We start from the raw sequence: 24,836 nt of genomic DNA, 5'->3' as shown, positions 1-24,836 counted from the left end.
GGTTTTAGAGCTCGTCGGCGTCGGGCTCTGGGCCAGCCAGCGGCAGATCGTCGATGGTCTGGACGTCGAGGACATCCACCTCGGCATCCGGGTCCCAGTTGGCGCCGCGATCGACCTGCTCCACGCCCTCGACCTCGATCTGCGGGGCGTCGAGGAAGAGACGGTCTAGCGCATAGTACTCGCGCTCCGCGCGGCGCTGCACGTGGACGACAACGTCGCCGTAGTCCAGCAGCACCCACAGCCCCTCGCCGCGCCCCTCGCGGCGCAGGGGCTTCGTGCCATTTTCGGCCAGGTGATCCTCGACTTCGTCAACGATGGACTGCACGTGGCGTTCGTTATCGCCGGTGACGATCACAAAACAGTCGATGATGGCCAGGCGGTTGGAGACGTCGATGACGAGGATGTCTTCGCCCTTCTTCTCATCTGCCGCCTGGGCAGCGAGACTGGCGAGGGCGATGGATTCTGGTTGTGCGGTCAAGCGAAACCTTTCTCAAGAAGTATGCTCTAGCCCCATGATAGCGGGGCATCCGCGAGGGCTCCGCCTGTTCCCGGCGCGTCGGGCAGTGCGGGGCGCCGTAGGTTGCTGAATGTCGCCTAATCGGCGTACATGCGGTGCTTGGCGATGTACTGCACCACCCCGTCGGGGACGAGGTACCAGACTGGCCGGCCGCTCATCGCGCGCTCCCGGCAGTCCGTGGAGGAGATCGCCATCGCGGGGATCTCCACCAGGCTCAACCTCCCGGCTTCCACTTCCCGGGCCAACGGGGAGTCCAGCATCGAGAGCTCGTAACCAGGCCGGGTCACCCCGACGAAGTTCGCCAAGTCGAACATGGATTCCCAGTCCCGCCAGGTGATGATCTGGTTCAACGCGTCCGCGCCGGTGATGAAGAACAGCTCCGCGTCCGGGTAGATCTTGCGCATATCCGCCAGCGTGTCGACCGTGTAGGTGTTTCCCCCACGGTCGATGTCCACCCGGGAGACTCGGAAACTCGGGTTCGCGGCGGTCGCAATGACGGTCATCAGGTAGCGGTCTTCCGCCGGGGAGACCCGCTTACCCTTCTTTTGCCAGGGTTGCCCGGTGGGGACGAAGACGACAACGTCCAGGTCGAAACGGTCCGCAACCTCACTCGCGGCGACCAGGTGGCCATTGTGGATGGGGTCGAAGGTCCCACCCATGACGCCGACGCGGCGCGGCGAGTCGGGGTTCGCGGGAGCCTCCGTGGCCGGGGACGGGGTGTTAGTCATGCTGCTTAGGCTAGCGCACCGGAGTCGCGGGGCCGGTGCGCGCTGTGTCGCCTAGGGGCGGGTCTGACCCTCGCCAGTGAGCACCCACTTGGTGCTCGTGAGCTCCGGAAGGCCCATCGGCCCGCGGGCGTGCAGCTTCTGGGTGGAGATGCCGATCTCCGCGCCGAAGCCGAACTCCTCGCCGTCCGTCCAGGCGGTGGAGGTATTCAGGGAGAGCGCGGCGGCATCCACGTGCTTCTCGAAGTAGCGCAGCACCTCGTAGTCCCGTGCGGAGATCCCCTCGGTGTGGCCAGAACTGTAGGTGGTGATGTGCTCCACCGCGCCGCGCACCCCATCGACGATCGCGGCGGCGATATCGAAGCTCAGGTACTCGTCGGTCCAGTCCTCCGCGGTGGCCTCCACCACGTCCTCGGCCAGGCTATCCAGTTCGGCCTTCACGCCGTGGACGCGCACGCCGGCAGCAGCCAGTTCTGCGAAGACACGCTTCTTGGCGTCATCAGAAAGAGCCGCATCCAGCAGGACGGTCTCGGTCGCATTGCACACCGAGCAGCGGCGGGTCTTGCCGTTGAGCAGTAGCTGGATCGCCTCGTCCAGGTCGGCGGAGGCGTCGATGTAGAAGTGGCACTTGCCCGTACCCGTCTCGATCGCGGGAACGGTCGCGTTCAGAACAACCGCCTCGATCAGTCGCGCCCCACCGCGCGGGATGACGACGTCGACCAGGCCACGAGCGGTGACCAAGTCCTGGACGGAGTCGTGGCTATCGCACGGCAGCAGCTGGACAATGTCGCGGGTAAGGCCCTGCTCGGCGGCGACGTCCTGCAGCAGCTCCACCAGCTTCTCGTTGGTCTGGCGGGCGGAGCGGGAGCCGCGCAGCAACGGGACGTTGCCGGATTTGATGGCCAGGCCGAAGGCGTCGACGGTGACGTTCGGGCGGGCCTCGTAGACCATGCCCATCACGCCGAGCGGAGTGCGGACCTGCTTGAGGTCGATGCCGTTCGGGCGGGTGTGGCCTCGGACGACCTCTCCCACCGGATCCGGCAGGCCGACGATCTGGCGCAGACCGCCGGCGATGCCCTCGATGCGACCGGCGTCCAGGGCGAGGCGGTCGATCAGGGCGTCGTCGAAACCGGCCTCGCGGCCCGCGGCGACGTCCTTGGCATTGGCCTCGAGGATCGCGTCGGTGTTGGAGATCAGCGCGTCGGCGGCGGCGAGCAGTAGGTCATTCTTCTGCTGGGTGGTGAGCACGACCCGGCTGGCCTGCTTCGCCTTGGCGGCCTTGGCGAGCACTTCTTCGCGCTCGGCTTGACGCTGTGGGGAAAGGTTATCGTTCTTTTCGCTCATCATGCCTCTTTCATCGCTGGGAAAATTTAGGATTGCCCCTGGTGGGGCTCGGAAATCTTGTGCCTAACTAAGCAGCTGCTGGCGGCGGGGCGGCTGCCGGTTGGCGTAATAAGAGAGGTAATCGGTGTGGATCACAGGGCGCTGCGCGTCGCCCGGAAGCTCCGATGTGTGGCGTCCCAGCATCGGGACCAGGTCGGTGGCGTCGTAGTTCACCTCGCCGCGGCCGAAGATCTTTCCGTCGCTGCCCACGAGGTCCACGATGTCGCCGCGGTTGAAGTCACCCATGACCTGGGTGACGCCGACTGCGAGGAGGGACTTGTTGCCGTCGACCACGGCCTCCTTCGCGCCGTCGTCGAGCTGCAGTGCGCCGCGGGACTCGGCGGCGTAGAGCACCCAGAACTTCCACGCGGAGAGGCGATCTTCCTCGGGCCAGAAGCAGGTGCCCACGGACGCGCTTTCCAGGGCTGGGGCGATGTTCTCGGTGGAGGTCAGCAGCACCGGAACGCCTGCTCGGGAGGCCAGGCGGGCAGCGGTGACCTTCGCGGCCATGCCGCCGGTGCCCAGTCGGCCGCCGTCGCCGGCGGCAACCCCCGAGAGGTCATTGCTGCTACGCACCTCGGAAACAAACTGTGCATCCGGCTCGTTCGGGTTGCGGTCGTAGAGACCATCCACGTCGGAGAGCAAGACGAGGGCGTCCGCGAAGACGAGGTGGGAGACGATGGCGGCGAGGCGGTCGTTATCGCCGAAGCGCATCTCGGAGGTCGCGACCGTATCGTTTTCGTTGACGATCGGCACGGCGGAGAGCTGGCGCAGGCGGTCGATAGTGCGCTGCGCGTTGCGGGCGCGGTCGCGGCGGCCGGCGTCGGCGGCGGTCAGAAGCACCTGGCCGATGGTGCGGCCATAGCGGGCGAAGCTCCTCCCCCACTCCTGGGCGAGCAGCACCTGGCCCACCGAGGCGGCCGCCTGCTTGGTGGCCAGGTCGCTGGGGCGCTGGCGCAGGCCCAGCGGGTCCATGCCCGAGGCCACTGCACCGGAGGAGACGACGATGAGGTCCGTGTCATCCGACATGCGGGCTTCCAGAGCATCGGCGATGGTGTCGATGCGGGCGGGGTCCACGCGGCCGGACTCGTCGGTGAGGGACGAGGATCCGATTTTCACCACCAGCCGCTTGGCATTGGCGATGCGGTGACGCACGGTGCCGGGTTCCGGCATCGTGGTGGCATCTAGCTGCTGTGTGGGCATTGAATTTTCGTTGCTCGCTGCAGACATGCCCACCAGTATGCCAAATTACTTATGAATTCTGAGGCTTTTGAGTTATCTAAACGTTATCTAATTCGCTACTCAACGTCGCGCTAACCCTGCCAGCGCTCGGTGTCCGCGACCTCGCCGTCGCCGTAATCATATTCGTCGATCAGGCCGCGTCGTGCCTGGGAGGCACGCTTACGCTGCTCTGCGGTCACGCGGTCCGTCTGCTCCAGTCGGCGGTCCTTGCCGCGGCCGTACGCTGGGGTCTGGTCCACGCCCGCCACGGTCTGCGGATCCCACCCGAAGGTGATCCCACCGATGGTGACCTCGGAACCGTCCACAGCACCGGCCTGCCACAGGGCTTCCTCGACGCCGGCCTTGGCCAGGCGGTCGGCGAGGAAGCCGATGGCCTCGTCGTTCTCGAAGTCGGTCTGCAGGATCCAGCGGTCGATCTTGTGCCCGGTGACGATGAACGCGCCTGGGTTCTGCTTATCCTCGTGGACCTCGAAGTCCGCGAAGCGGCCCTTGCGCTTCGGCCCCACCGACTGCGGGCGGATGACCTGCTGCGGCGCTGGGGTGTCCTCGACCTTCTTGCGGTGCTCCCGGACGATGTCCATCAGGGCAAACCGCAGCTCGTTGAGCCCGGTGCGCGCGACCGTGGAGATGCGGAAGATCGGCCAGCCGAACTTCTTCAGCTCCTCTTCCTGCAGGTCCGCCATGTCCTCGGCGTCCGGGACGTCCATCTTGTTCAGGATGATGACGCGGGGACGTTCCCGGAGGTCGCCCAGGCCCGCATCGGCGCTGAACTCACTCTGGTAGCTGTCCAGCTCGTGCTCGAGGGCGCGGATATCGTCCAGCGGGTTGCGCTCGGATTCCAGCGCGGCTGCGTCCACGACATGCGCTAGGACGGCGGTGCGCTCGATGTGGCGGAGGAAGTCCAGGCCGAGGCCGCGGCCTTCGCTGGCGCCGGGGATGAGGCCCGGGACGTCGGCAATGGTGAAGGTATCGTGATCCACGCTGACCACGCCGAGGTTCGGTGCGAGCGTGGTGAAGGGGTAGTCCGCGATCTTGGGCTTGGCCGCGGAGAGCACGGAAATCAGGGAGGACTTACCCGCCGAGGGGAAGCCCACGAGGCCGACGTCGGCCATGGACTTCAGCTCGAGGGTGACATCCTTCTGCTCGCCGGGCTCACCGAGCAGCGCGAAGCCCGGAGCCTTGCGCGTCTTGGAGGCCAGGGAGGCGTTGCCCAACCCACCGAAGCCGCCCTGGGCGACGATGACCTTCTGCCCGGGGCTGACGAGGTCGGCGAGGACCTCGCCATCTTCGTCGATGACGACGGTTCCCTGCGGGACGTGGAGGGTCAGGTCCTTACCACGAGCGCCGTGCCGGTCGTCGCCGGCGCCGTTGTTGCCACGCTCGGCCCGCACGTGCGGGGAGAAGCGGAAGTCCAGGAGGGTGTGCACCTGGGGGTCAACTTCGAGGATGATGTCTCCGCCGTGGCCGCCGTTGCCCCCGTCCGGCCCGCCCAGGGGCATGAACTTCTCGCGGCGCACGGAGTTACAGCCATTGCCGCCATCGCCGGCTTTGAGGTGCAGAACGACCCGGTCAACGAATTGCGACATGGATGTAAGTCCTTCCTTCGATCGGATTCAAATTTTAGCGAATAATGCAAAGAAGCTCCCGCCCTCGCCCCGGTGGGGCGGAAAGTGCGGGAGCTTCGTGCTCGTGGGTTTGAAAACCGCGGGCTTTAAGCCTCGACGGCCTCGTCCTCCACGATGTTCACCAGGCGGCGGTTGCGCTTGGTGGAGAACTGGACGGCGCCAGCCTTCAGTGCGAACAGCGTGTCATCGCCGCCGCGACCAACGTTCACACCTGGGTGGAACTTGGTGCCGCGCTGACGGATGAGGATCTCGCCCGCCTTGACCTGCTGGCCGCCGAAGCGCTTAACACCGAGACGCTTTGCCTCGGAGTCGCGACCGTTACTGGAGCTAGAAGCACCCTTCTTAGTTGCCATGAGTCTCCCTCCTCGGGAAGAAGTAAGAGCACCCGCGCACTCAGCACGGACGCGTCTCGGTTATTACTTGATGCCGGTGATCTTCAGCACGGTCAGGGCCTGACGGTGGCCCCAGCGGCGCTTGTAACCGGTCTTGTTCTTGTAGTGCATTCCGCGGATCTTCGGGCCACGAACGTGCTCGACGATCTCTGCGTTCACGGCGACGTTTTCCAGCTTGTCGCCGGAGGTCAGATCCGCGCCATCGACGACGAGAACCGGGGTGAGAGCCACGGCGGAACCTGGCTCACCCTCGATCTTCTCGACCTTGACGAGGTCACCTTCGGCAACCTTGTACTGCTTGCCGCCGGTCTTGACGATCGCGTACATGGTAGGGCTACCCCTTATAAATCTCTTCGACTCAGGCAGCTCTCGACGACGATCCCACGTGCGACGCGAGCATCCTGACTGGACAATATGCAAAATTAAGTGTGTTCATTTCGGCATAACAAGCCGGGCCCGGTTAGGGGCAATGAACAGCGACTGCTCAATACTACCCAGCAGGGGCTGGAAAACCAAAATCTTTTTCCAGCCCATCGCAGGTAGCGCCCGGCGAAACCGCCAGGCCGTGAAGGGTGGGGCTGATGTGGCGAGACAGGATCGCTCCCCTCCCTTCCCTGCCCGCGGCCGAACGCGCAACGGTGGCTCAGGCATGACCGCGGGCTGAGCGCCCACCCGTGAAGGGAGAGCGCTGCCCTGGGGCTAGCGCCGCGGGTTGCTGCGCACCACCCGGCGGCGACGGCCCCGCGCCCTGCCCTGGGATCCACCCTTCGCCGACTGCTCGGACTTCCCGGCGCCCCGGCCCTCCCGCTTGGGTTCGTCCTTGGCCTGGCCAGCCTCGGCTTTCTGGCCGAAGTCCTCCGGCTGCGGACGGCGATCCGACACGGAATTGCCGCGGGTGCGGCGGCGACGGCGTGGCGAGTTCTCGAACTCTGTTACCGCCTCCTCGTAGGTGTTGGCGCCGTATTTCCCAGCACCCCGGGTCCCAGAGCGTCGCGCCCCGGCGTTGCGGCGATCGCCTTCGGAGCCTCGCTTCTGCCCGGAACGCTGCTGCTCGCCCTGCTCCCCGTGGGACTTGGGCGAACCAGCCTGACCCGCACCCGACTGGCGAGCACGCGGCGTCGAGCGCACCACCCGGCGGCCCCGGCGTCGCGCCCCCTGGGAACCCCGCTCGGACTTCTTCTGCTCATCCCGCTGCTCAGAGCAACGGCCCTCGCGGGAGGAAATCTTCAGCTCCGGGGCATCCGCATTCGCCGCAGACTTGCGCGGGCCAGAGCCATCACGCTGCTGGCTAGGTGCCGTGCGCCGCACGATGCGGCGACGAACCACCCGACGCGGAGCGCGCCCCTGGCTGGCCTGGGACTCATCGCCCGATCGGTCGGCCGGCTGCTTCTTCTCCGCGGACCCCTGCTCGGCGCGGCCGGTGGCGTCCTTGACTGCGGAGTTGGCGCGACGCTGAACGGAACGGCGACCGCCCCGGCGCGACGTCCTCGTCTCCTGCTTCTGCTCCCCGCCGCGCTCGGCAGCGGACTCAGAACCGGAGCGGCGTTCCTGCCCCTCGGAGTTACGGTGGTCCTGGGAGTCCTCGCGGCCCTTGCCGTGGGAGGCCTTGGACTTGGAGCCCTTGTCCGCGTGGCGCTTCACATTCTCACGGCGCTGGTCGCCCTGCTCGTCACGGCCGTGGTTCTTGGACCCCTGGCCTCCGCGTCCGTCCTGACGCTGCTGCGCGCCCTGGCTGTTGCGCTGCTCCTTCGAGCCTTGTTCGTCACGGCCGCGACCATTGCCGCGGGAGGAACGGCGGCGACGCTCCGGCTCCTCGTTGAAGTCCTGCTCGACTGGGTCCGGATGCACGATCACGCCACGGCCGTCGCAGCACTCACAGGTGGTGGAGAAAGTCTCCAGCAGGCCGGCGCCCAGGCGCTTGCGGGTGATCTGCACCAGGCCCAGCGAGGTGACCTCGCTGACCTTGTGGTGGGTGCGGTCCCGACCCAAGTACTCGATGAGGCGGCGCAGCACCAGGTCCTGGTTCTCCTCCAGCACCATGTCGATGAAGTCGACGACGATCATGCCGCCGATGTCGCGCAGCCGCATCTGGCGCACGATCTCCTCGGCCGCCTCGAGGTTATTCTCGGTGACCGTTTCCTCGAGGTTGCCGCCGGAGCCCACGAAGGAGCCGGTGTTGACGTCGATGACGGTCATCGCCTCGGTGTGGTCAATGACCAGGTGACCACCGGAGGGCAGCCAGACCTTCCTGCTCAGCGCCTTGGCGAGCTGGTCATCGAGGCGGTGCGCGGCGAAGACGTCCTCGTCGGCGTGCTGCTCGGGGTGCCACTTGTGCACCCGGTCCATCAGCTCCGGGGCCATGCGGCCCATGTAGTCGCGGACCATACGCCAGGACTTATCGCCCTCGATGAGCAGCTCGGAGAAGTCCTCGTTGAACAGGTCGCGGATGACCGTGATCAGCATGTTCGGCTCTTCGTAGAGCGTGACGGGCTTCGCGCCCTTAGACTTGCGCTCCTTAGCCTCAGTCTTCTCGATGTTCAGCCACTGCTTGTGGAGGCGGTTGACGTCCTCCTCGATGAGCTCTTCGGCGACGTTTTCTGCGGCGGTGCGGATGATCGCTCCGCCCTGCCCCGGCACGACGCGCTGCAGAATCTCCTTCAGGCGCTTGCGTTCGGCCTCCGGCAGCTTGCGGGAGATACCCGCGGTGGTGCCGCCCGGGAAGTACACGAGGTAGCGACCCGCGAAGCTGATGCGGTTGGTCAGGCGGGCGCCCTTGTGGCCGACCGGGTCCTTGATGACCTGGACCATCACCTGGTCGCCGGAGCGCAGAGCCTGGTCGATGCGACGGGACTTGGAGTGCAGGTGTGGGGAGTGCCAGTTGACCTCGCTGGCGTAGAGCACCGCGTTGCGGCCGGTGCCGATATCGATGAAAGCCGCCTCCATCGAGGCCAGGACGTTCTGCACCCGGCCCAGGTAGATATTGCCGATCATCGACTGCTGGGTGTCGCTGGTGACGAAGTGCTCCACCAGCTGGCCATCTTCGACGACGCCCACCTGGGTCGTCAGGCCGGTGTGGTCGTGTCGCTCGGCGTCGCGCACCATCATCTGGCGGTGCACGGACTCCCGGCGCGCGAGGAACTCGGAGCGGCTGATGGCCTTGTGGCGGCCGCGCTCGCGGTTCTCCTCACGCCAGCGGCGCTTGGATTCCAGGCGGGTGGAGCCCTTCAGGCGCACCGGCTCGTCGACGATGTCCGCTTCCTCGCGCTCGCCCGGGTGCAGCTGGTCGGCCGGGGTCTCCTCCTCGGCCGCGGGCTGAAGCTCGGCGGGGCGCTGCTCGGCCTTCTGTTCCTTCTTCTTGGGCTCAGCCTTCTTCGGCTCGGCCTTCTTCGGCTGCTCCTGCTTCTCGGCCATCCCCTCGGACGAGGGCTCCGCCTTTTTCGCTGCGGTGTCCTGCTGGATGGCGCGGCTGCCCACGCGGCGCACGATTCGGCGCACGCGGCGGCGAGCGGGCTGTGGAGCCTCCTCGCTTGTAGAAGCCTGCTGCTCCGGGGTCGTGGACGCCGCTTCTTCAGCCTGGGATTGTGGCGCCTCAGCGGCCTGGTGCTGCTGTGCGTTCTCCGCCTCGGCGTTCTTGGCTTCCGCCTTCTTGCTGGCTGTGCGCTTGGTCGTCTTCTTCGCGGCGGCCTTCTTGGCGCTCTTCTTGGCCGCAGCCTTCTTAGCCGTGGACTTCTTCACGCTCTTCTTGGCAGCGGTCTTCCTGGCTCCCGCCTTCTTGGCTGCACTCTCCTTGGCCCCGGCCTTGTCGGCAGCGGGCTCGGCGGCGGCCGCCTCGTCCTTCGCCGCTGGCTGCTCAGACTGGGTTAGCCCTCCCCCGCCAGCCAGGCGAGAGACCACGTCGGTGGCCTCCTCATTCGACAGCGTCGAGGACGGCACCTTGCCGGTGATCCCGTACTCCCCCAGCACGGCGATGAACTCCTTGCTGGTGATCCCCAGTTCCTTGGCCACCGAGTGCACGCGCACCCTGCGACCGAAGCTTTCAGTATTAATTTTTCCGGCCGATTCAATCAGCGCTGGTTCCGGCGTAAAAGCCACGTTTCTCCTTGAAAGTTTTTCTCGCGCTAGCTGGCGGCGTCCTAAAGAAAAAGATCGAGAACAGCAGCGGACCTGTGGAAACGACGGCCGCTGCGCCAGCCAGGCGCCAGAGCGACACCGGGGCCGGGCGCCTCAAAGGAGGCCTGGCGATGGAGGTGTGCTCGCAAACGATGTTTAAGTGTGATGGATTGCCCTTGCCGAACCGCATCGTCGTTGTGGGTACGGGTGTAAGGAAAATCCTGTCCCCCATCTTGTCATAACTTCCCCCGCCGGGAGGTAGCCAGCGTCCCGAGAAATCGTGTCTACACCGGTTGCTAACCTGATGGAATGTTCCAGATCAGCGAGAAGCAGCTTCAAGGCCACTACGCGAAGCATCAACCTTCCACGGTGCTTGGTTGGGCCCTCGGCGTTGTGTGGACGCTCGTCGTCATCGCCTGTTCTGCCCTGCCAGAAGTGTGGATGGGTTTCGTGGCGATTGCTTTTCTGCTGGGGCTGATGGTCTTCGGCTATATGAAGTTCTTCAACCGGCATGGCTACCGCATGAACGACTACGATCCGCTCAAGCCGGATGCGAAGCTGCAGCGGACCGAGTTCAACTGGCGCGAAGTGCTGCGCTTCGTTGTCCCCTACTCCGCAGCCTATGTGGCACTGAACCTCGCGCAGTCCGCGGCGCCGTGGGTGGTCGTCATTCCGGCAGCGATCGCCACCGGGTTGGGGATGGTGTGGTACTTCACCTCCGGGGCGCACCACCCAACGCATTATGCGGCGCCACCACAACTCTTCGGCGACGCGGGCGATGACTCCGCGCCACGTGGGACTGGCCAGGTGTTCGAGGGTCCGGATGCCATCGTGGCCTTCATGCATGCCGATGAGCTCGTGCCCGGCATTTATCAGCGTTTGGAAAGCGAGCTCGTGGCGGAGCTGGTCGCGCACGGGGCCGTCGAGCACGAGGTCAAGGCTGCCCTCAACGGGGCCGATGCGCACGGGCAGGTGGTGCGGATCCGCGAGATGCGACACCGCGGTAGCACCGACCAGTGGTTGACGCTGACTGAAGAAGCTAGCCAGGAGTACCAGGACAGCGTCCGCGCCACCCGTGGTCTAGCAAGCAAGTAACGGCACCGCTCCCCGCAGCATAAGAAAACGTCCCGGCGAGCCTATGTGGGCTTGCCGGGACGTTGTGCGTTGAGCAGTTTTTAGAGGTTCGGGAACCAGATAGCGATCTCGCGCTCAGCGGACTCCGGGGAGTCGGAGCCGTGAACGACGTTCTCGCCGACGGTCAGTGCGAAGTCGCCGCGGATGGTGCCCGGGGTGGCGGCCTCGACCGGGTGGGTGCCACCGGCCAGCTGACGCCAGGCAGCGATGGCGGACTCGCCCTCGACGATGCCCGCGACCAGCGGTGCGGAGGTGATGAAGTCCACGAGCTCGCCGAAGAACGGCTTGTCCTTGTGCTCCTCGTAGTGCTTCTCTGCGGTTGCGCGGTCTGCGGTGCGCAGATCCATCTCGACGAGCTTCAGGCCCTTGCGCTCGATGCGGGAGATGATCTCGCCGACGTGGCCGTTAGCGACACCGTCCGGCTTAATGAGGATGAGAGTGCGTTCAGTCATGGTTCCTAAGGATAGCGAATTCTTAAAGCCCTCGCCCCTTGGGCTTCCCCTTTGCCCCCATGTGTTCTGGTCTCTTCGCTGACGCAATGGAAATAGCGAAATAATTTTTATAACAGACACTATTATTTATGAGACATAGATCACACAACACTGAACTGGCATCTCGAGGCATCGGCGAGGGCGACGTGGTCACCCTCCAGGTACCCAATTCCATCAACTTCGCCGCCAGCCTGCTCGGTATCCTGCGAGCCGGGGCCATCGTCAACCCGATCGGCATGCTCATGAACCAGGCAGACGTGGAGCACATCGTAGAAGCTGCCGGAGCCAAGTTGTTCATCGGCCCGACCAATATGGAGCAGCTCCCACAGATTTTCTCCATGGAACTGGCTTCCCTACAGGGCAATCCGAAACCCGCTCCAGAGGTCGATATCGACCCTGACTCGGTTGCCGCTGTCCCCTTCTCTTCCGGCACCACCGGATTGCCGAAGGGCGTGCAGCTGACTCACCGCAATCTCACCAGCAACTTGATGCAGGTACGGGAGATGATTGAGCGCTCCGGCTTCGAAGCTCATGGTTTCCTCCGCAGCACCGATCGACGCTCCAATTATGCGCGCGGTCGAAGAACGCCTCGACACGAAGGTTGTGCAGGGGTGGGGCATGACGGAGGCCTCCCCGTTGGTCGCCCTCAACCTTCACGGCGACGCCGATCATGCCAGCGTCGGTAAGCCGGTGGCAGACACGGAAATCCGCCTCGTTGATATCGACACCCTGGAAGATGTTCCCGAGGGCGAGGCCGGCGAGGTTCTCGTGCGCGGTCCACAAGTGATGAAGGGCTACCTGAACAACGACGAGGCCAACGCCGAAACGCTCATCGAGGACGGTTGGCTGCGTACCGGTGACATCGCCCACTTCGGAGAGGATGGCGGGCTGCGCATCGTTGACCGCGCCAAGGAGGTCATCAAGTACAAGGGCTATCAAGTCGCACCGGCCGAATTGGAGAGCCTGCTGCTTTCCCACCCGGACATCGCCGACGTCGGCGTCGTCGGCGCGGAGCGCGACGGCCTGGAGATCCCGCGCGCGTTCGTCGTCAAGCGTGAGGGCTCGGAGCTGGGGGCACAGGAGCTCATGGGCTGGGTCGCCGACCGCGTGACGCCGTACAAGAAGGTTCGCGCGGTGAAGTTCGTTGATGCCATCCCGAAGAACGCCACCGGCAAGATCCTGCGCCGCGAGCTGGCGAAGGTGCCTTTCGAGGGCTAGCAGCCCCAACCCGCGAGAAGCCCTAAAAGCCTCAGCCTCCCCGACCCGCCCGAAAGTTGGGCTGGTGGGGAGGCTTCGCGCTCACTGGCGCTCGCGGAGAACGCTAGACGTGCTGGCTCGGCAGCAGGCCGCGCTTCATGCGCTCCTGGACCACCTTGCGCAGGTGGTAGATGTACCACCACACGCCGATGAAGATCAGGGCCATCACGCCGATCACCAGGTTGGCGAATACCCCGATCAGGGCCAGGATCTGCAGGCCCCAGTTGATCTTGTCCGCAGAGTCAGCCTTCTGCATGAAGGCCGCTGCGAACATCAGCACCGCCACGGCCAGCACGTAGCCGAACTGCAGCCAGACCGGCCCCAGTCCCGAATCCACGCGGCCGACCACAGTCAGCCCCAGCAACATGACGATCCCCTCCAGGATCAGGGTGCCCGCCATGACCCCGCGAATGCCCTTCATCGGGTCATTGGCTGGGGCGTGCCCTGGGCCGAGTGGCCCCATCTCCAGTTCTTCAGCCGGCTTGCGCGCCATCTGCTTCCAATCCTCCTGTGTACTCGAGCGTTCTACTCGGGCTTCTTGGCGAACAGCGTTCGCGCCTCACCTGCGGTCACCACGGAGCCGGTGACCAGCACCCCGGCCCCGGCCAGCATGCCATCGCTATCGTCCTCAGCCAACTGGATGGCGGTCTCCACCGCGGTCGGCAGTTGCTCGGCGACGTGGACCCGCTCTTCCCCGAAGGCATCCCGGGCATACTCGGCGAGCACATCCACCGGCAGGGCGCGCGGGGACTGCACCTCCGTGACGACGACGTCGTCGAGAACCGGCTCGAGCGCGGCGAGGATGCCGCGAGCATCCTTGTCCCCCAGTACCCCGATCACGCCGATGAGGCGGCGGAAATCGAAGTCCCGGTCCACGGCCTTCGCCAAAGCGGCCGCGCCGTGCGGGTTGTGGGAGGCGTCGATGAACACGCTCGGGGTGGCGCGCACGCGCTCCAGCCGACCGGGGGATGCCACAGTGGCGAAGCCCTCGCGCACCTTGTCGACGTCCAGCTGGCGGTCGCCGCCCGCCCCAAAGAAGGCCTCCACGGCAGCCAGGGCGGTCGCAGCGTTGCGAGCCTGGTGCTCCCCGGACAGCGGCAGGAAAATGTCGTCGTAGGTCCCGGCGAGCCCCTTGATGGTCAGACGCTGACCACCGACCGCGACGGTGGATTCCACGGCACCGAACTCCACTCCGGCGCGAGCGACCGCGGCGTCGACCTCGACAGCACGCTCCAGCAGCACGCGCATCGCCTCGGGCTCTTGCTCCGAGATGATCGCGATATTCTCCGGCGGCGTGAGCAAATCCTCACGGTCCCAACGGGACTTGATGATGCCTGCCTTTTCACCGGCGATCTCGGTGAGGGTATCGCCGAGAAAGTCCGTGTGATCCATGCCGATGGGCGTGATCACGGAGACATCGGAGTTCACGACGTTGGTCGCGTCCCAGGTTCCGCCCATGCCGGTTTCGATGACGGCGACGTCCACCGGGGCGTCCGCGAAGGCGCTGTACGCGAGGGCGACCAACACCTCGAACTTGCTCATCTGCGGGCCACCCTCGGCCGTGGACTTCGCATCCACCATCTCCACCATCGGCTGGATCTCCCGCCACAAGCGGATGTAGTCCTGCGGATGGATCGGCTCGCCGTCGACGGCGATGCGCTCGGTGACCAGCTGCAGGTGCGGGGAGGTCGTGCGGCCCGTGCGGCGGTGGAATGCCCGCAGCAGGGACTCGATCATCCGCACCACGGAGGTCTTGCCGTTGGTACCGGCGACCTGGATGGTGGCAAAGGAGCGCTCCGGGTTACCCAACAGATCCATGAGCATCTCGATGCGTTCCAGGGAGGGGTCGATCTTCGTCTCCGGCCAGCGCTGGTTCAGCTCGGCTTCGACCGCGGCGAGATCCGCCAGATCCTCCTCCGTGATGGGCCGAGGCGGCAGCGCGTCGTCGCCGCTCAGCTGACCATCCTCCTCACCGGGCTTCGCGCCGGCGGCATCGATGGGCAGCGCCAAGCCGTGCTCGTCGAGGCGCACTCCCCCGACGGCGGACGCGGCAACGGACGCCTCCTGGCCGGTCAGTTCAGGCGCACCGGCATCCTCGGCCTCGCCGTGGCCGGGGTCCTCGGCCGACGTGGTGTTCAGATCACGATCCGTGGAATCGGTCATTTCTTTGGCAGCCCCTCCAGACGGCGGGTGATGCGGTCGAACTCCTCCTGAGCCACGACCTGACGCTCCTTGATATCCGCCACGACGTGCTCCGGGGCCTTGTTCAGGAAGTTCTCATTGCTGAGCTTCTTCGCCGCGTTATCCAGCTCCTTCTGGGCGTTGGCGAGATCCTTCTCCAGGCGCTTGCGCTCAGCCTCAATATCCACCGCGTCGGAGGTGTCCAGCTCCACGGTGATCGTGGCCTGGCTGAGGCGCAGCTCGATGGAGGCGGTGGTCTCCCAATCATCCCCCGGTTCCTCGAGGCGTGCCAAGGAGCGGATGGCTGCCTCTTCCTCCTCGAGGTCCACGGCGGCGAAGTCCAGGCGACCCGGGACGCGCTGCTTCGGCTTGACACCCTGGTCGGCGCGGAAGCGGCGCAGCTCGGTGACCAGCTTCTCCAGGTCCGCCATGCGGCGAGCAGCCAGCTCGTCTGGCTCGGCACCGTTATTGGTCATGGACTGGTCCGGCCACTCGGCGATGACCAGGGACTCCGGGTAGCCCTCGACGTCCTTGGTCAGGGCGGTCCACAGGGTCTCCGTGACGAAAGGCATCGCCGGGTGCAGCAGGCGCAGCACCGCGTCGAGGACGCGGCCGAGCACCACCTGGGTATTCACGCCACGGACGTACTCTTCTTCGGTGGCGGAGTCCCAGTCACGCGGGATCTGTACCTTCGCGATCTCGAGGTACCAATCGCAGAACTCGCCCCAGGCGAACTTGTAGAGGTTCTCATTAGCCAGGGAGAACTCGTAGCGCTCCAGGGCATCGTCGACGAGGGCGCGGGTGGCCTCCAGCCGGTCGAGAATCCAGCGGTCCGCGTCGGTCAGCTCCTCGCGCGGTGGCAGCTCGCCGATCTGAGCGCCGTTCATGAGCGCGAACTTGGTGGCGTTGTATAGCTTCGTCGCGAAGTTACGGGAAGACTGCGCGGAGTGTTCGCCAACCGGCAGGTCCGCACCAGGGTTGGCACCACGAGCCAGGGTGAAGCGCAGCGCGTCAGCGCCGTAGTCGCGCACCCAGTCCATCGGATCGATGCCGTTGCCCAGGGACTTGGACATCTTGCGGCCGTGCTCGTCACGGACGAGGCCGTGGAGGAAGACATCCTTGAACGGCACCTGCGGGCGGCCATCGCGAGCGGCCTGGTCCTCGCCATTGGCCTTGCCGTGCAGCGGGGAGCCCTCGAGAGTGTCCGCGAAGGTGGCGAACATCATCATGCGGGCGACCCAGAAGAACAGAATGTCGTAGCCGGTGACCAGCACAGAGGTCGGGTAGAACTTCTGCAGGTCCGGGGTGTTCTCCGGCCAGCCCATCGTGGAGAACGGCCACAAAGCGGAGCTGAACCAGGTGTCCAGCACGTCCTCGTCCTGGCGCCAGCCCTCGCCTGTCGGCGGCGCATCATCCGGGCCGCAGCACACGACCTCGCCATCCGGCCCGTACCAGATTGGGATGCGGTGGCCCCACCACAGCTGGCGGGAGATGGTCCAGTCGTGCATGTTGTCCACCCAGTCGAACCAGCGCGGTTCCTGGGAGGCCGGGTAGATGGTCGTATCGCCCTCACGGACGGCGTCGCCGGACATCTTCGCCAGCTTCTTCACATCCACCCACCACTGCAGGGAAAGCCGCGGCTCGATCGGCTCGCCGGAACGCTCGGAGTGGCCGACGGAGTGCACGTAGGGGTGCTTGCGGGCCACAACACGGCCCTGCTCCTCGAGGGCCAAGCGGATCTTCTCGCGGGCCTCGAAGCGGTCCATGCCGTCGAACTGCGTGCCGGTGCCGGACACGTGGCCGGTCTCGTCGAGCACCACCGGCATCGGCAGGTCGTGGCGCTGCCCCATCGCGAAGTCGTTCGGGTCGTGCGCCGGGGTGATCTTCACCGCACCGGTACCGAACTCCGGGTCCACGTAGTCATCCGCGATGATGACCATCTCGCGGTCCGGCAGGAATGGGTGCGGCAGCGTGGTGCCGACGAGGTCGGCGTAGCGCTCGTCCTCCGGGTGCACCGCGACGGCCACGTCACCCAGCATCGTTTCCACACGGGTGGTCGCGACGATGACGTGGGGCTCGTCGTCGTTGAGGGAACCGTAACGGAGGCTGACCAGCTCGCCCTCGACGTCCTCGTAGTTGACCTCGATGTCGGAGATGGCGGTCTGCAGCACCGGCGACCAGTTGACCATCCGGTTGGCCTGGTAGATCATGCCCTGGTCGAACAGGGCCTTGAAGATGGTCTGGACGGCGCGGGACAGCCCCTCGTCCAGGGTGAAGCGCTCGCGGGACCAGTCCACCGAGTCGCCGATGGCGCGCATCTGCTGCTGGATCAGGCCACCGTATTCGTCCTTCCACTCCCAGACGCGCTCGACGAACTCCTCGCGGCCGTAATCAAAGCGGTCCTTAGATTCGCGCTTCTTCAGGTCGGATTCCACGCGGGTCTGGGTGGCGATGCCTGCGTGGTCGGAGCCCGGCAGCCACAGGACCTCGTAGCCCTGCATGCGACGGCGGCGGGACATCGCGTCGATCAGAGTGTGATCCAGCGCGTGGCCCATGTGCAGCCGACCGGTGACGTTCGGGGGCGGCAGGACGATGGAGAACGGTGGCTTATCGCTAGCCGCGTCGGCCTTGAAGTAGCCGGCCGAAACCCAGCCTTCGTAGAGCTCCGATTCCACATCGGATGGGTTCCACTGATTGGGCAGCAGCTGCGAACGATCCTCGCCGCGCTGGACACCCTGGGACGTTGCAGGAGTATTGCTGGTCATCGCACCCTGATCACTTACTCGGGGACAAATTCTGTTGAACTCATCCCAGTGTAGTAGACGGGGTGGACACGGCTGGCAGCTCGTCGGCTAACCCGAGCCACCAGCCGGAACAGCGGTGTGTGGCTAGTCGATGAAGCCGGCCTCGCGCACCGCGGCCAGCTCCTCTTCCAGCTCTTGCTGGGTGCGCGCGATGCGCTGCTTCTGCTCCTCACCCAGCTCCAAGCCCTGGACGATCTCCCACTCGCCGTTCACGCTACGGCACGGGAAGCCGAAGACCAGTCCCTCCGGAACACCGTAGGAACCGTCGGAAGGCAGCGCGACGGAGACCCACTCATCGCCCTCGGTGCCGAGCAGCCAATCCCGCATGTGGTCGATGGCAGCGGACGCCGCGGAAGCTGCAGAGGAGTGGCCACGAACCTCGATGATCTCAGCGCCACGCTTGGCCACGCGCGGGATGAATTCCTCGCTGACCCACTCCGCACCCAGCTTCTCGAAGACAGGCTGGCCGCCCGCGCGCAGGGCGGTGGCATCCGGGAACTGGGAAGCCGAGTGGTTGCCCCACACAACCATGCCGGATAGCTCGGACACCGGGACGTCCAGGCGGTCGGCGGCCTGGGACAGCGCGCGGTTGTGATCCAGGCGCATCATTGCGGTGATGCGGTTCGGCGCGACGGACTTGGCGTGGGCGGCGAGGATAGCGGCATTGGTGTTCGCCGGGTTGCCGACCACCAGCACGCGGGCGTTCGGGGCGACCTCACCCAGCGCCTCACCCTGCGGGCCGAAGATCGCACCGTTTGCAGCGAGCAGATCCGCGCGTTCCTGCCCCTTCTGGCGCGGCTTCGCACCGACCAGGAAGACGACGTCGGCGTCCTGGAAGCCCTCCCTGGCGTCGGTGTGGACGGTGACGTCCCCGAGCAGCGGGAACGCGGCGTCCTTCAGCTCCATGGTCACGCCCTCCGCGGCGCGCTTGGCGGGCTCGATCTCGATGAGGCGGAGGTTCACCTTCCGCCCCGGGGAGATCTCGCCTGCCGCCAGACGGAACAGCAGGGAGTACGCGATCTGCCCTGCTGCGCCGGTGACCGCCACGTTCAAGGCATCGGAGGTGTTCTGCGAAGTGTTATCAACCATGAGTGAAACCGCCTTTAATCAGGATCGGGGGCACCAACCGGGGGCGATATCCCCCAATTGATCTTTCCGACCCCAGCCTACCCGCGAACAGTCATTACGATGAGGAGAGAAAGTTTTGACTGGAGAGGAACAATGACCGACGACTCAGCTCGCCATCTTCCTCACTCGGCGCACCGGTACGACCTCGACCCGGTCGACTACGCCCGAGCGATGGAGTGCGCCCTGCCGATCGCCGTGGAATACGGGACGGATATCCCGAAGGCCCAGCTGGTGGCGATCCAACGCGCCGGTAACCTCCCCGCCAAGCACGCCCTGCTGAGCAATAACCAAGAGCTCTACGAGGAGGCCCTGCGCTACGCACTGGCGACCCTGTGGCCGGCCGAGCCGAAGAAGTTCGAGGACGACATCGCCAGCCTCACCCCGGTGCAGGCAGTGCGGCGCCTCGTGCGCGAAACGCTCGCCCGGGCGCAGCGCAATCCGGACTCCATGCGCCTGATCGCCGCGGAGAACCTCTACAACCGGGCCGACGTGCCAAACCGTATCGACGTGCTCGAGCAGTCCCCCGTCATTCTCCAGATCGACCGTGCTCTCCTGCGCGGCCACGACCTCGGCGCCTTCCGCACCGGGGTGTCCGCGGAGGACGTCTACATCCTCATCCTGGGGCTATCCGGTTTCGCCACACTGCACCGCAACACCTTCTACGCGCTCTACGGGATGGACGTCCGCGAGGCGCACAACGAGTCCGGTGTCACCGAACTTGCCTGCGACGCCGTCGTCGCCTTCCTCACCACGCCGATGCGGACCAGGCAGGATAATTCCTATACCCACTCCTCCCCCTCCGAGATTGTGGGCGAGTCGGTTGCCGCGAGCCTCTACGACTCTGAGGAGTTCTGGCAGGAGTAACCCTCCGCCAACCGACCTCCCGCCCCACGCGGTGCACAGGGTGGGGCGCGGTTCACTGCCCCCTAGTGGACCGCGCTCCCCTCGTCGCCTTGCCCCTTGCGCCCCACCTAAGCGGAGCGCTTATCCCGCTCGGCGACCTCCTCGTGGGTCAGGCGGGTCGGCTCGGATTCACCCTTCGCGGCAACCTCGGTGATCAACACCTCGGCGATATCCTCCTCTTCAGGGATGGAGTACATGATCGGCAGCAGGATCCGCTCCATGATGGAGCGCAGCCCGCGCGCACCAGTCTCCCGCGCGAGCGCCTGGCGGGCCACCTCGCGCAGCGCACCATCCTCGAAGGCCAGCTGCACGTTATCCATCTCAAACAGCCGCTGGTACTGGCGCACCAGGGCGTTCTTCGGCTCGGTGAGCACCTGCACCAGCGCGTCCTCGTCCAGGTGACCGACGTGGGTGACCACCGGCAGGCGGCCGATGACCTCCGGGATCAACCCGAACTTCACCAGATCCTCCGGCTCCACGTACTGGAACGGGTCCTTGACCTGGTCGTTCTTGGAGGTGACCTCCGCGCCGAAGCCCAGGCCCTTCTTTCCGCGGCGATCCTCGATAACCTTCTCCAGGCCTGCGAACGCACCTGCGACGATGAAGAGCACGTTCTTCGTGTCGAACTGGATGAATTCCTGGTTCGGGTGCTTGCGCCCACCCTGAGGCGGGACGGCAGCGACCGTGCCCTCCAGGATCTTCAGCAGTGCCTGCTGCACGCCCTCACCGGAGACGTCGCGCGTGATGGACGGGTTCTCGGACTTACGGCCGATCTTGTCCACCTCGTCGATGTAGATGATCCCGCGCTGCGCCTTCTCGACGTCGAAGTCGGCGCTCTGCAGCAGCTTGAGCAGGATGTTCTCGACGTCCTCGCCCACGTAACCGGCCTCGGTCAGCGAGGTCGCGTCCGCGATGGCGAAGGGGACGTCCAACATGCGTGCCAGGGACTGCGCCAGGTACGTCTTACCTGAGCCGGTGGGCCCCAGCATGAGAATATTGGACTTCGAGAGCTCGACCTCGTCGTCGTTGCGGCGGGCCAGCGCATTGGCCTCCTCGACCTGGATGCGCTTGTAGTGGTTGTAGACAGCCACCGCGAGGGTGCGCTTCGCTTCATCCTGGCCGATGACGTACTTGTCCAGGAAAGCGGAAATCTCGGACGGGGTTGGCAGCTTGCCCTGCGGCTCCTGCGCGCTGGTGGCTACCAGCTCTTCCTCGATGATCTCGTTGCAGAGTTCAATGCATTCATCGCAGATGTAGACCCCGGGGCCGGCGATGAGTTTGCGGACTTGTTTTTGGCTCTTGCCGCAAAACGAGCACTTCAGCAGCTCTGCGCTTTCTTGCATCTGTGAGAACCAGTCTTTCTGAGAAATTGGTGGTGCTACGGCGGGTATCCAACACTACCCAAAAACCCCGCTGCGCTGACTGAGCAACACTGCGGGGCTTGAGGGGCTGGGTTCGCCAACCCCGGTTGCGAGAACCGTGAGGCCACGCCCCACGGAAACTATCGACCGCTACTCCTGAGCGGAGAGCTTCCGGTACTCGAAGACCTGGTCGATGATGCCGTATTCCTTGGCGGCCTCGGCGTCCAGGATCTTGTCGCGGTCGGTGTCGATGCGGATCTGCTCCTCGGACTTACCGGTGTGGCGCGCCAGGGTGGACTCCATGAGCTTGCGCATGCGCTCGATCTCGTTGGCCTGGATCTCCAGGTCCGAGACCTGGCCCTGCACGCCGCCGGAGGCTGGCTGGTGGATCAGCACGCGGGCATTCGGCAGCGCGGCGCGCTTGCCCGGGGTACCCGCGGCGAGCAGCACGGCGGCAGCAGAGGCCGCCTGGCCGAGGCATACGGTCTGCACGTCCGGGCGGACGTACTGCATCGTGTCGTAGATGGCCATCAGGCTGGTGAAGGAACCACCAGGCGAGTTGATGTACATCGTGATGTCGCGGTCCGGGTCGAGGCCCTCCAGGACGAGCAGCTGGGCCATGATGTCGTTGGCCGCGGCGTCGTCCACCTGGGTGCCCAGGAAGATGATCCGCTCTTCGAAGAGCTTGTTGTACGGGTTGGATTCCTTCGCCCCGTAGCTGGAGTGCTCAACGAAGGATGGCAGGATGTAGCGCGATTCTGGCATCTTCATTCTTTACTTCTCCTTCGCAGAGCTGATGACGTGATCGACGAAGCCGTAGTCCTTGGCCTGCTGGGCGGTGAACCAGCGGTCGCGGTCGGAGTCCTTCGTAATCTGCTCGACGGTCTGGCCGGTGAAGCCGGCGATCAGCTCCGCCATCTCACGCTTGGTGTGTGCGAACTGCTCTGCCTGGATGGCGATGTCGGCCGCAGTACCGCCCACGCCAGCGGAAGGCTGGTGCATCATGATGCGAGCGTGCGGCAGAGCGTAGCGCTTGCCCTTGGTGCCTGCGGAGAGCAGGAACTGGCCCATGGACGCGGCCAGGCCCATGCCGTAGGTGGCGATGTCGCAGGGCGCGTACTGCATGGTGTCGAAGATGGCCATACCCGCGGTGACGGAGCCACCTGGCGAGTTGATGTACAGGGAGATGTCCTTCTCCGGGTCCTCGGCTGCCAGCAGCAGGATCTGAGCGCAGAGCTTGTTCGCGATTTCGTCGTCGACCTGGCTACCCAGGAAGATGATGCGCTCGCGCAGCAGACGCTCGAAGACCGAGTCGTTGAGGTTCATCCCAGCCGTGTCGGCGGACATGAGGCTGCTCGAAAGACTGCTCATTGTGCCCCTTTTCGTTCATTGGTTTATTCTTTGTGGCTTCCACAGTAGCGACTAACCCTCGGGTCGTGCCCGATGAAAAGCCCCTGTTCGCTTTAAGCGCACAGCACCCCCGGAGTATTCCTCCAGGGGTGCTGGGTCAAAGCGGTCGGTCAAAGCCGTTGCTTTAGTGTCACGACGCCACCGGCGCTCACCGAACCGAGTCAGGCGAGGCAGGCCGGGTGGCTAGCGTGCGCGAGGTTTACTTATCCTCGCTCTTCTTGGCTGCAGCCTTCTTCGTGGTCTTCTTCGCTGCGGCCTTCTTGGTCGTCTTCTTGGCGGTCGACTTCTTGGTGGTCTTCTTCGCCGTGGACTTCTTGGCGGTCGACTTCTTGGTCGTCTTCTTCGCCGTGGACTTCTTAGCAGCCTTCTTGGTGGTCTTCTTCGCGGAAGACTTCTTAGCGGCCTTCTTCGGCTTCTCGTCCTTCTTGGCCTCCTCGGCCTTCTCGGACTCCTCCTCGGTGCCGAAGAACTGCTTTGGATCAATCTCGTTGCCCTCGGAGTCCTTCACGGAGCTCTTGGAGATGTTGATCGCCAGAGCCTTGCCGCGGCGGACGTCAGCGAACAGGCTGCCGATCTGGCCGGCCTGCTGCAGCTGCATGATGAACTGGTTCGGGTCCATGCCGTACTGGGCAGCGGTGAAGCCGATGTGATCCATCAGCTCCTCCTGCGAGACCTCCGGCTGCTCGACGTCAGCCAGGGCGTCCAGGAACAGCTGGGTGCGGACGGAGCCCTCAGCGGCCTCGCGAGCATCTTCCTCGAACTGCTCGCGAGTGATGTCCTGAGCTGCGAGCATCTGCTCGAAGACCTTCTCGTCACCACCGAACTGGCTGATGAGCTGCTGGATCTGGCCCTGCACCTGCTCGTCAACCACGGACTGCGGCAGCGGTACCTCGACCTTTTCCAGCGCGGCCTCGAGGACCTTATCGCGGATCTGGCCGGCCTGGCCGTTCTTCAGCTGCTCCTCGACCTGGGTCGCCAGGGAGTCCTTGAGCTCATCCAGGGTGTCGAACTCGGATGCCAGCTGTGCGAAGTCGTCGTCCAGCTCCGGCAGCTCGCGCTCCTTGACGGAATCAACCTTGACGGTAACCTCTGCCTCTTCGTCGGCGTGCTCGCCGGCAACCAGCTTGGAGGTGAAGGTGGACTCCTCGCCGGCCTTCATGCCGACCAGGGCGTCGTCCAGGCCCTCGATGAGGGAGTCGTTGCCGACCTCGTGGGACAGGCCCTCGGTGGTGGCCTCGTCCACGGTCTCGCCGTCAACGGTGGCGGACAGGTCGATGGAGACGAAGTCGCCCTTCTTGACCTTGCGGTCGACGGACTTCAGGGTGCCGAAGCGAGCCTGCAGGTTCTTCAGCTCGCCCTCAACGGCCTCGTCGTCGGCCTTGATGGCGTCGACCTCAACGGAGATGTCGGAGAAGTCTGGGACCTCGATCTCCGGACGGACGTCAACCTCGGCGGTGAAGGTGACGGACTCGCCGTCCTTCAGCTCGGTGATGTCGATCTCCGGCTGGCCGAGAGCCTTGACGTCGTGCTCCTCGACAGCCTGGCTGTAGCGGGACGGCAGCATTTCGTTGATCACCTGGTCGAGGACCACGCCGCGGCCGAGACGGGTCTCGATGATCTTCGCCGGGACCTTGCCCTTGCGGAAGCCGGGGATGCTGACCTGCTGGCTCAGGGAGGCATACGCCTTGTCGAACTCCGGCTTGAGCTCGTCGAAGGGTACCTCGACGGTGATCTTGGTGCGGGTAGCGCTGAGCTTTTCAACAGAGCTCTTCACGAGTGCACTCTCCTGTGTATTCATGGTTGCTGACGGCCTGTGTCGCCAGTCAGCGTTGGACATCGACCAAGTTTATAGGGTCTTGATTTTCCGTGTCACCACACCCCCACCTAGTTTTGGCCAAGGTCGCCCCACCAGGCGAGTTTCGGCCAAGCGGAAATCACGCAATTTCGGTTCACCCGTCCGATCATGCAGTGGCGATGAGGTGTCCTCTCCTCCGCGCCAAGTCGTGCCAGGTTCGTGCCAACTGTGGGGGCTTGAGTCCCCCATTTATCCGCTTAGCGTGTCAGGGCGATAGGCGCTTGAGGGTTAAACGACAAAAGGGGATGCGGACGGGATCTTGGAGGATTCCACTTATGAACCGTTCGTACACAGATCAGCAGCGTCGCAGAGCGATTG

The 24,836-nt window shown here is 65.1% G+C and carries 21 protein-coding genes; 4 read left to right on the top strand and 17 right to left on the bottom strand.

The features are described 5' to 3' along the window. Positions 1–4 precede the first annotated feature (4 nt). The 8 genes from rsfS to QP413_RS05365 all read right to left on the bottom strand — a co-directional run bounded on the left by rsfS (position 5) and on the right by QP413_RS05365 (position 9,976). Positions 5–478 carry a ribosome silencing factor gene (rsfS, locus tag QP413_RS05400; protein WP_070761587.1) on the bottom strand — a complete coding sequence of 158 codons (474 nt, stop codon included), beginning with the start codon at positions 476–478 and terminating at the stop codon, positions 5–7. A 116-nt stretch (positions 479–594) separates the two neighbouring features. Further along, complete coding sequence (gene nadD, locus QP413_RS05395; RefSeq protein ID WP_070757599.1) at positions 595–1,245, bottom strand: nicotinate-nucleotide adenylyltransferase; 651 nt, start codon at positions 1,243–1,245, stop codon at positions 595–597. Between the two features lie 51 nt (positions 1,246–1,296). Then, on the bottom strand, positions 1,297–2,586 hold the full coding sequence (locus QP413_RS05390; protein ID WP_284780985.1) for a glutamate-5-semialdehyde dehydrogenase: 1,290 nt from the start codon (positions 2,584–2,586) through the stop codon (positions 1,297–1,299). A 63-nt stretch (positions 2,587–2,649) separates the two neighbouring features. Next, complete coding sequence (gene proB, locus QP413_RS05385) at positions 2,650–3,798, bottom strand: glutamate 5-kinase (RefSeq protein ID WP_336620845.1); 1,149 nt, start codon at positions 3,796–3,798, stop codon at positions 2,650–2,652. A 140-nt stretch (positions 3,799–3,938) separates the two neighbouring features. Next, positions 3,939–5,453 carry a GTPase ObgE gene (obgE, locus tag QP413_RS05380; RefSeq protein WP_284780983.1) on the bottom strand — a complete coding sequence of 505 codons (1,515 nt, stop codon included), beginning with the start codon at positions 5,451–5,453 and terminating at the stop codon, positions 3,939–3,941. 125 nt (positions 5,454–5,578) lie between these two features. Then, entirely contained in the window at positions 5,579–5,845 is a 267-nt protein-coding gene (rpmA, locus tag QP413_RS05375; RefSeq protein ID WP_012360615.1) for a 50S ribosomal protein L27, read from the bottom strand. A 63-nt stretch (positions 5,846–5,908) separates the two neighbouring features. Further along, the gene (rplU, locus tag QP413_RS05370; RefSeq protein ID WP_012360616.1) at positions 5,909–6,211 is read right to left on the bottom strand and encodes a 50S ribosomal protein L21; all 303 of its coding nucleotides are present in this window, start codon (positions 6,209–6,211) and stop codon (positions 5,909–5,911) included. A 372-nt stretch (positions 6,212–6,583) separates the two neighbouring features. Then, positions 6,584–9,976: a translation initiation factor IF-2 N-terminal domain-containing protein gene (locus QP413_RS05365; protein ID WP_284780982.1), complete on the bottom strand. Its 3,393-nt coding sequence runs from the start codon at positions 9,974–9,976 to the stop codon at positions 6,584–6,586. A 327-nt stretch (positions 9,977–10,303) separates the two neighbouring features. Between QP413_RS05365 and QP413_RS05360 the strand changes: the two genes are divergently transcribed. Then, the gene (locus QP413_RS05360; RefSeq protein ID WP_284757978.1) at positions 10,304–11,089 is read left to right on the top strand and encodes a hypothetical protein; all 786 of its coding nucleotides are present in this window, start codon (positions 10,304–10,306) and stop codon (positions 11,087–11,089) included. 80 nt (positions 11,090–11,169) lie between these two features. Here the strand turns inward: QP413_RS05360 and ndk are convergent, their stop codons facing one another. Next, positions 11,170–11,580: a nucleoside-diphosphate kinase gene (ndk, locus tag QP413_RS05355; protein WP_070757592.1), complete on the bottom strand. Its 411-nt coding sequence runs from the start codon at positions 11,578–11,580 to the stop codon at positions 11,170–11,172. 128 nt (positions 11,581–11,708) lie between these two features. On the opposite strand from ndk, the gene QP413_RS05350 reads away from it, so the two are divergent. Beyond that, positions 11,709–12,305: an AMP-binding protein gene (locus QP413_RS05350; protein WP_284780981.1), complete on the top strand. Its 597-nt coding sequence runs from the start codon at positions 11,709–11,711 to the stop codon at positions 12,303–12,305. Next, the gene (locus QP413_RS05345; protein ID WP_284780980.1) at positions 12,187–12,837 is read left to right on the top strand and encodes an AMP-binding protein; all 651 of its coding nucleotides are present in this window, start codon (positions 12,187–12,189) and stop codon (positions 12,835–12,837) included. The genes QP413_RS05350 and QP413_RS05345 overlap by 119 nt, the downstream gene beginning before the upstream one ends. Positions 12,838–12,940: 103 nt before the next feature. Here QP413_RS05345 and QP413_RS05340 read toward each other — a convergent pair whose 3' ends face one another. The 4 genes from QP413_RS05340 to QP413_RS05325 all read right to left on the bottom strand — a co-directional run bounded on the left by QP413_RS05340 (position 12,941) and on the right by QP413_RS05325 (position 18,950). After that, positions 12,941–13,369 carry a DUF4233 domain-containing protein gene (locus QP413_RS05340; RefSeq protein ID WP_070757584.1) on the bottom strand — a complete coding sequence of 143 codons (429 nt, stop codon included), beginning with the start codon at positions 13,367–13,369 and terminating at the stop codon, positions 12,941–12,943. 32 nt (positions 13,370–13,401) lie between these two features. Next, positions 13,402–15,039: a folylpolyglutamate synthase/dihydrofolate synthase family protein gene (locus tag QP413_RS05335; protein ID WP_284780979.1), complete on the bottom strand. Its 1,638-nt coding sequence runs from the start codon at positions 15,037–15,039 to the stop codon at positions 13,402–13,404. Beyond that, positions 15,036–17,822, bottom strand: a complete 2,787-nt coding sequence (locus QP413_RS05330; RefSeq protein WP_284780978.1) for a valine--tRNA ligase — start codon at positions 17,820–17,822, stop codon at positions 15,036–15,038. The genes QP413_RS05335 and QP413_RS05330 overlap by 4 nt, the downstream gene beginning before the upstream one ends. Positions 17,823–17,945: 123 nt before the next feature. Further along, positions 17,946–18,950, bottom strand: a complete 1,005-nt coding sequence (locus QP413_RS05325) for a malate dehydrogenase (RefSeq protein WP_284780977.1) — start codon at positions 18,948–18,950, stop codon at positions 17,946–17,948. Positions 18,951–19,082: 132 nt separating this feature from the next. On the opposite strand from QP413_RS05325, the gene QP413_RS05320 reads away from it, so the two are divergent. Next, positions 19,083–19,853, top strand: coding sequence for a hypothetical protein (locus QP413_RS05320; protein ID WP_284780976.1), 771 nt, complete (start codon positions 19,083–19,085; stop codon positions 19,851–19,853). A 107-nt stretch (positions 19,854–19,960) separates the two neighbouring features. On the opposite strand, the gene clpX is transcribed toward QP413_RS05320, so the two are convergent. From clpX to tig, 4 genes are all read right to left on the bottom strand, one after another. After that, positions 19,961–21,235 carry an ATP-dependent Clp protease ATP-binding subunit ClpX gene (gene clpX, locus QP413_RS05315; protein ID WP_284780975.1) on the bottom strand — a complete coding sequence of 425 codons (1,275 nt, stop codon included), beginning with the start codon at positions 21,233–21,235 and terminating at the stop codon, positions 19,961–19,963. A gap of 168 nt (positions 21,236–21,403) precedes the next feature. Then, positions 21,404–22,024 carry an ATP-dependent Clp protease proteolytic subunit gene (locus tag QP413_RS05310; RefSeq protein WP_284780974.1) on the bottom strand — a complete coding sequence of 207 codons (621 nt, stop codon included), beginning with the start codon at positions 22,022–22,024 and terminating at the stop codon, positions 21,404–21,406. Positions 22,025–22,027: 3 nt separating this feature from the next. Further along, positions 22,028–22,600 (bottom strand): ATP-dependent Clp protease proteolytic subunit, encoded by a 573-nt coding sequence (locus tag QP413_RS05305; protein ID WP_187441097.1) that lies wholly within the window; start codon positions 22,598–22,600, stop codon positions 22,028–22,030. A gap of 262 nt (positions 22,601–22,862) precedes the next feature. Beyond that, positions 22,863–24,437 (bottom strand): trigger factor, encoded by a 1,575-nt coding sequence (gene tig / locus QP413_RS05300; protein ID WP_284780973.1) that lies wholly within the window; start codon positions 24,435–24,437, stop codon positions 22,863–22,865. Between the last annotated feature and the right edge of the window lie 399 nt (positions 24,438–24,836).

The organism is Corynebacterium sp. UMB4614, from assembly GCF_030217065.1.
Lineage (GTDB): Bacteria > Actinomycetota > Actinomycetes > Mycobacteriales > Mycobacteriaceae > Corynebacterium.
Note: the sequence above shows the minus strand (reverse complement) of the source record. Positions and strands in the feature narration are given on the sequence as shown.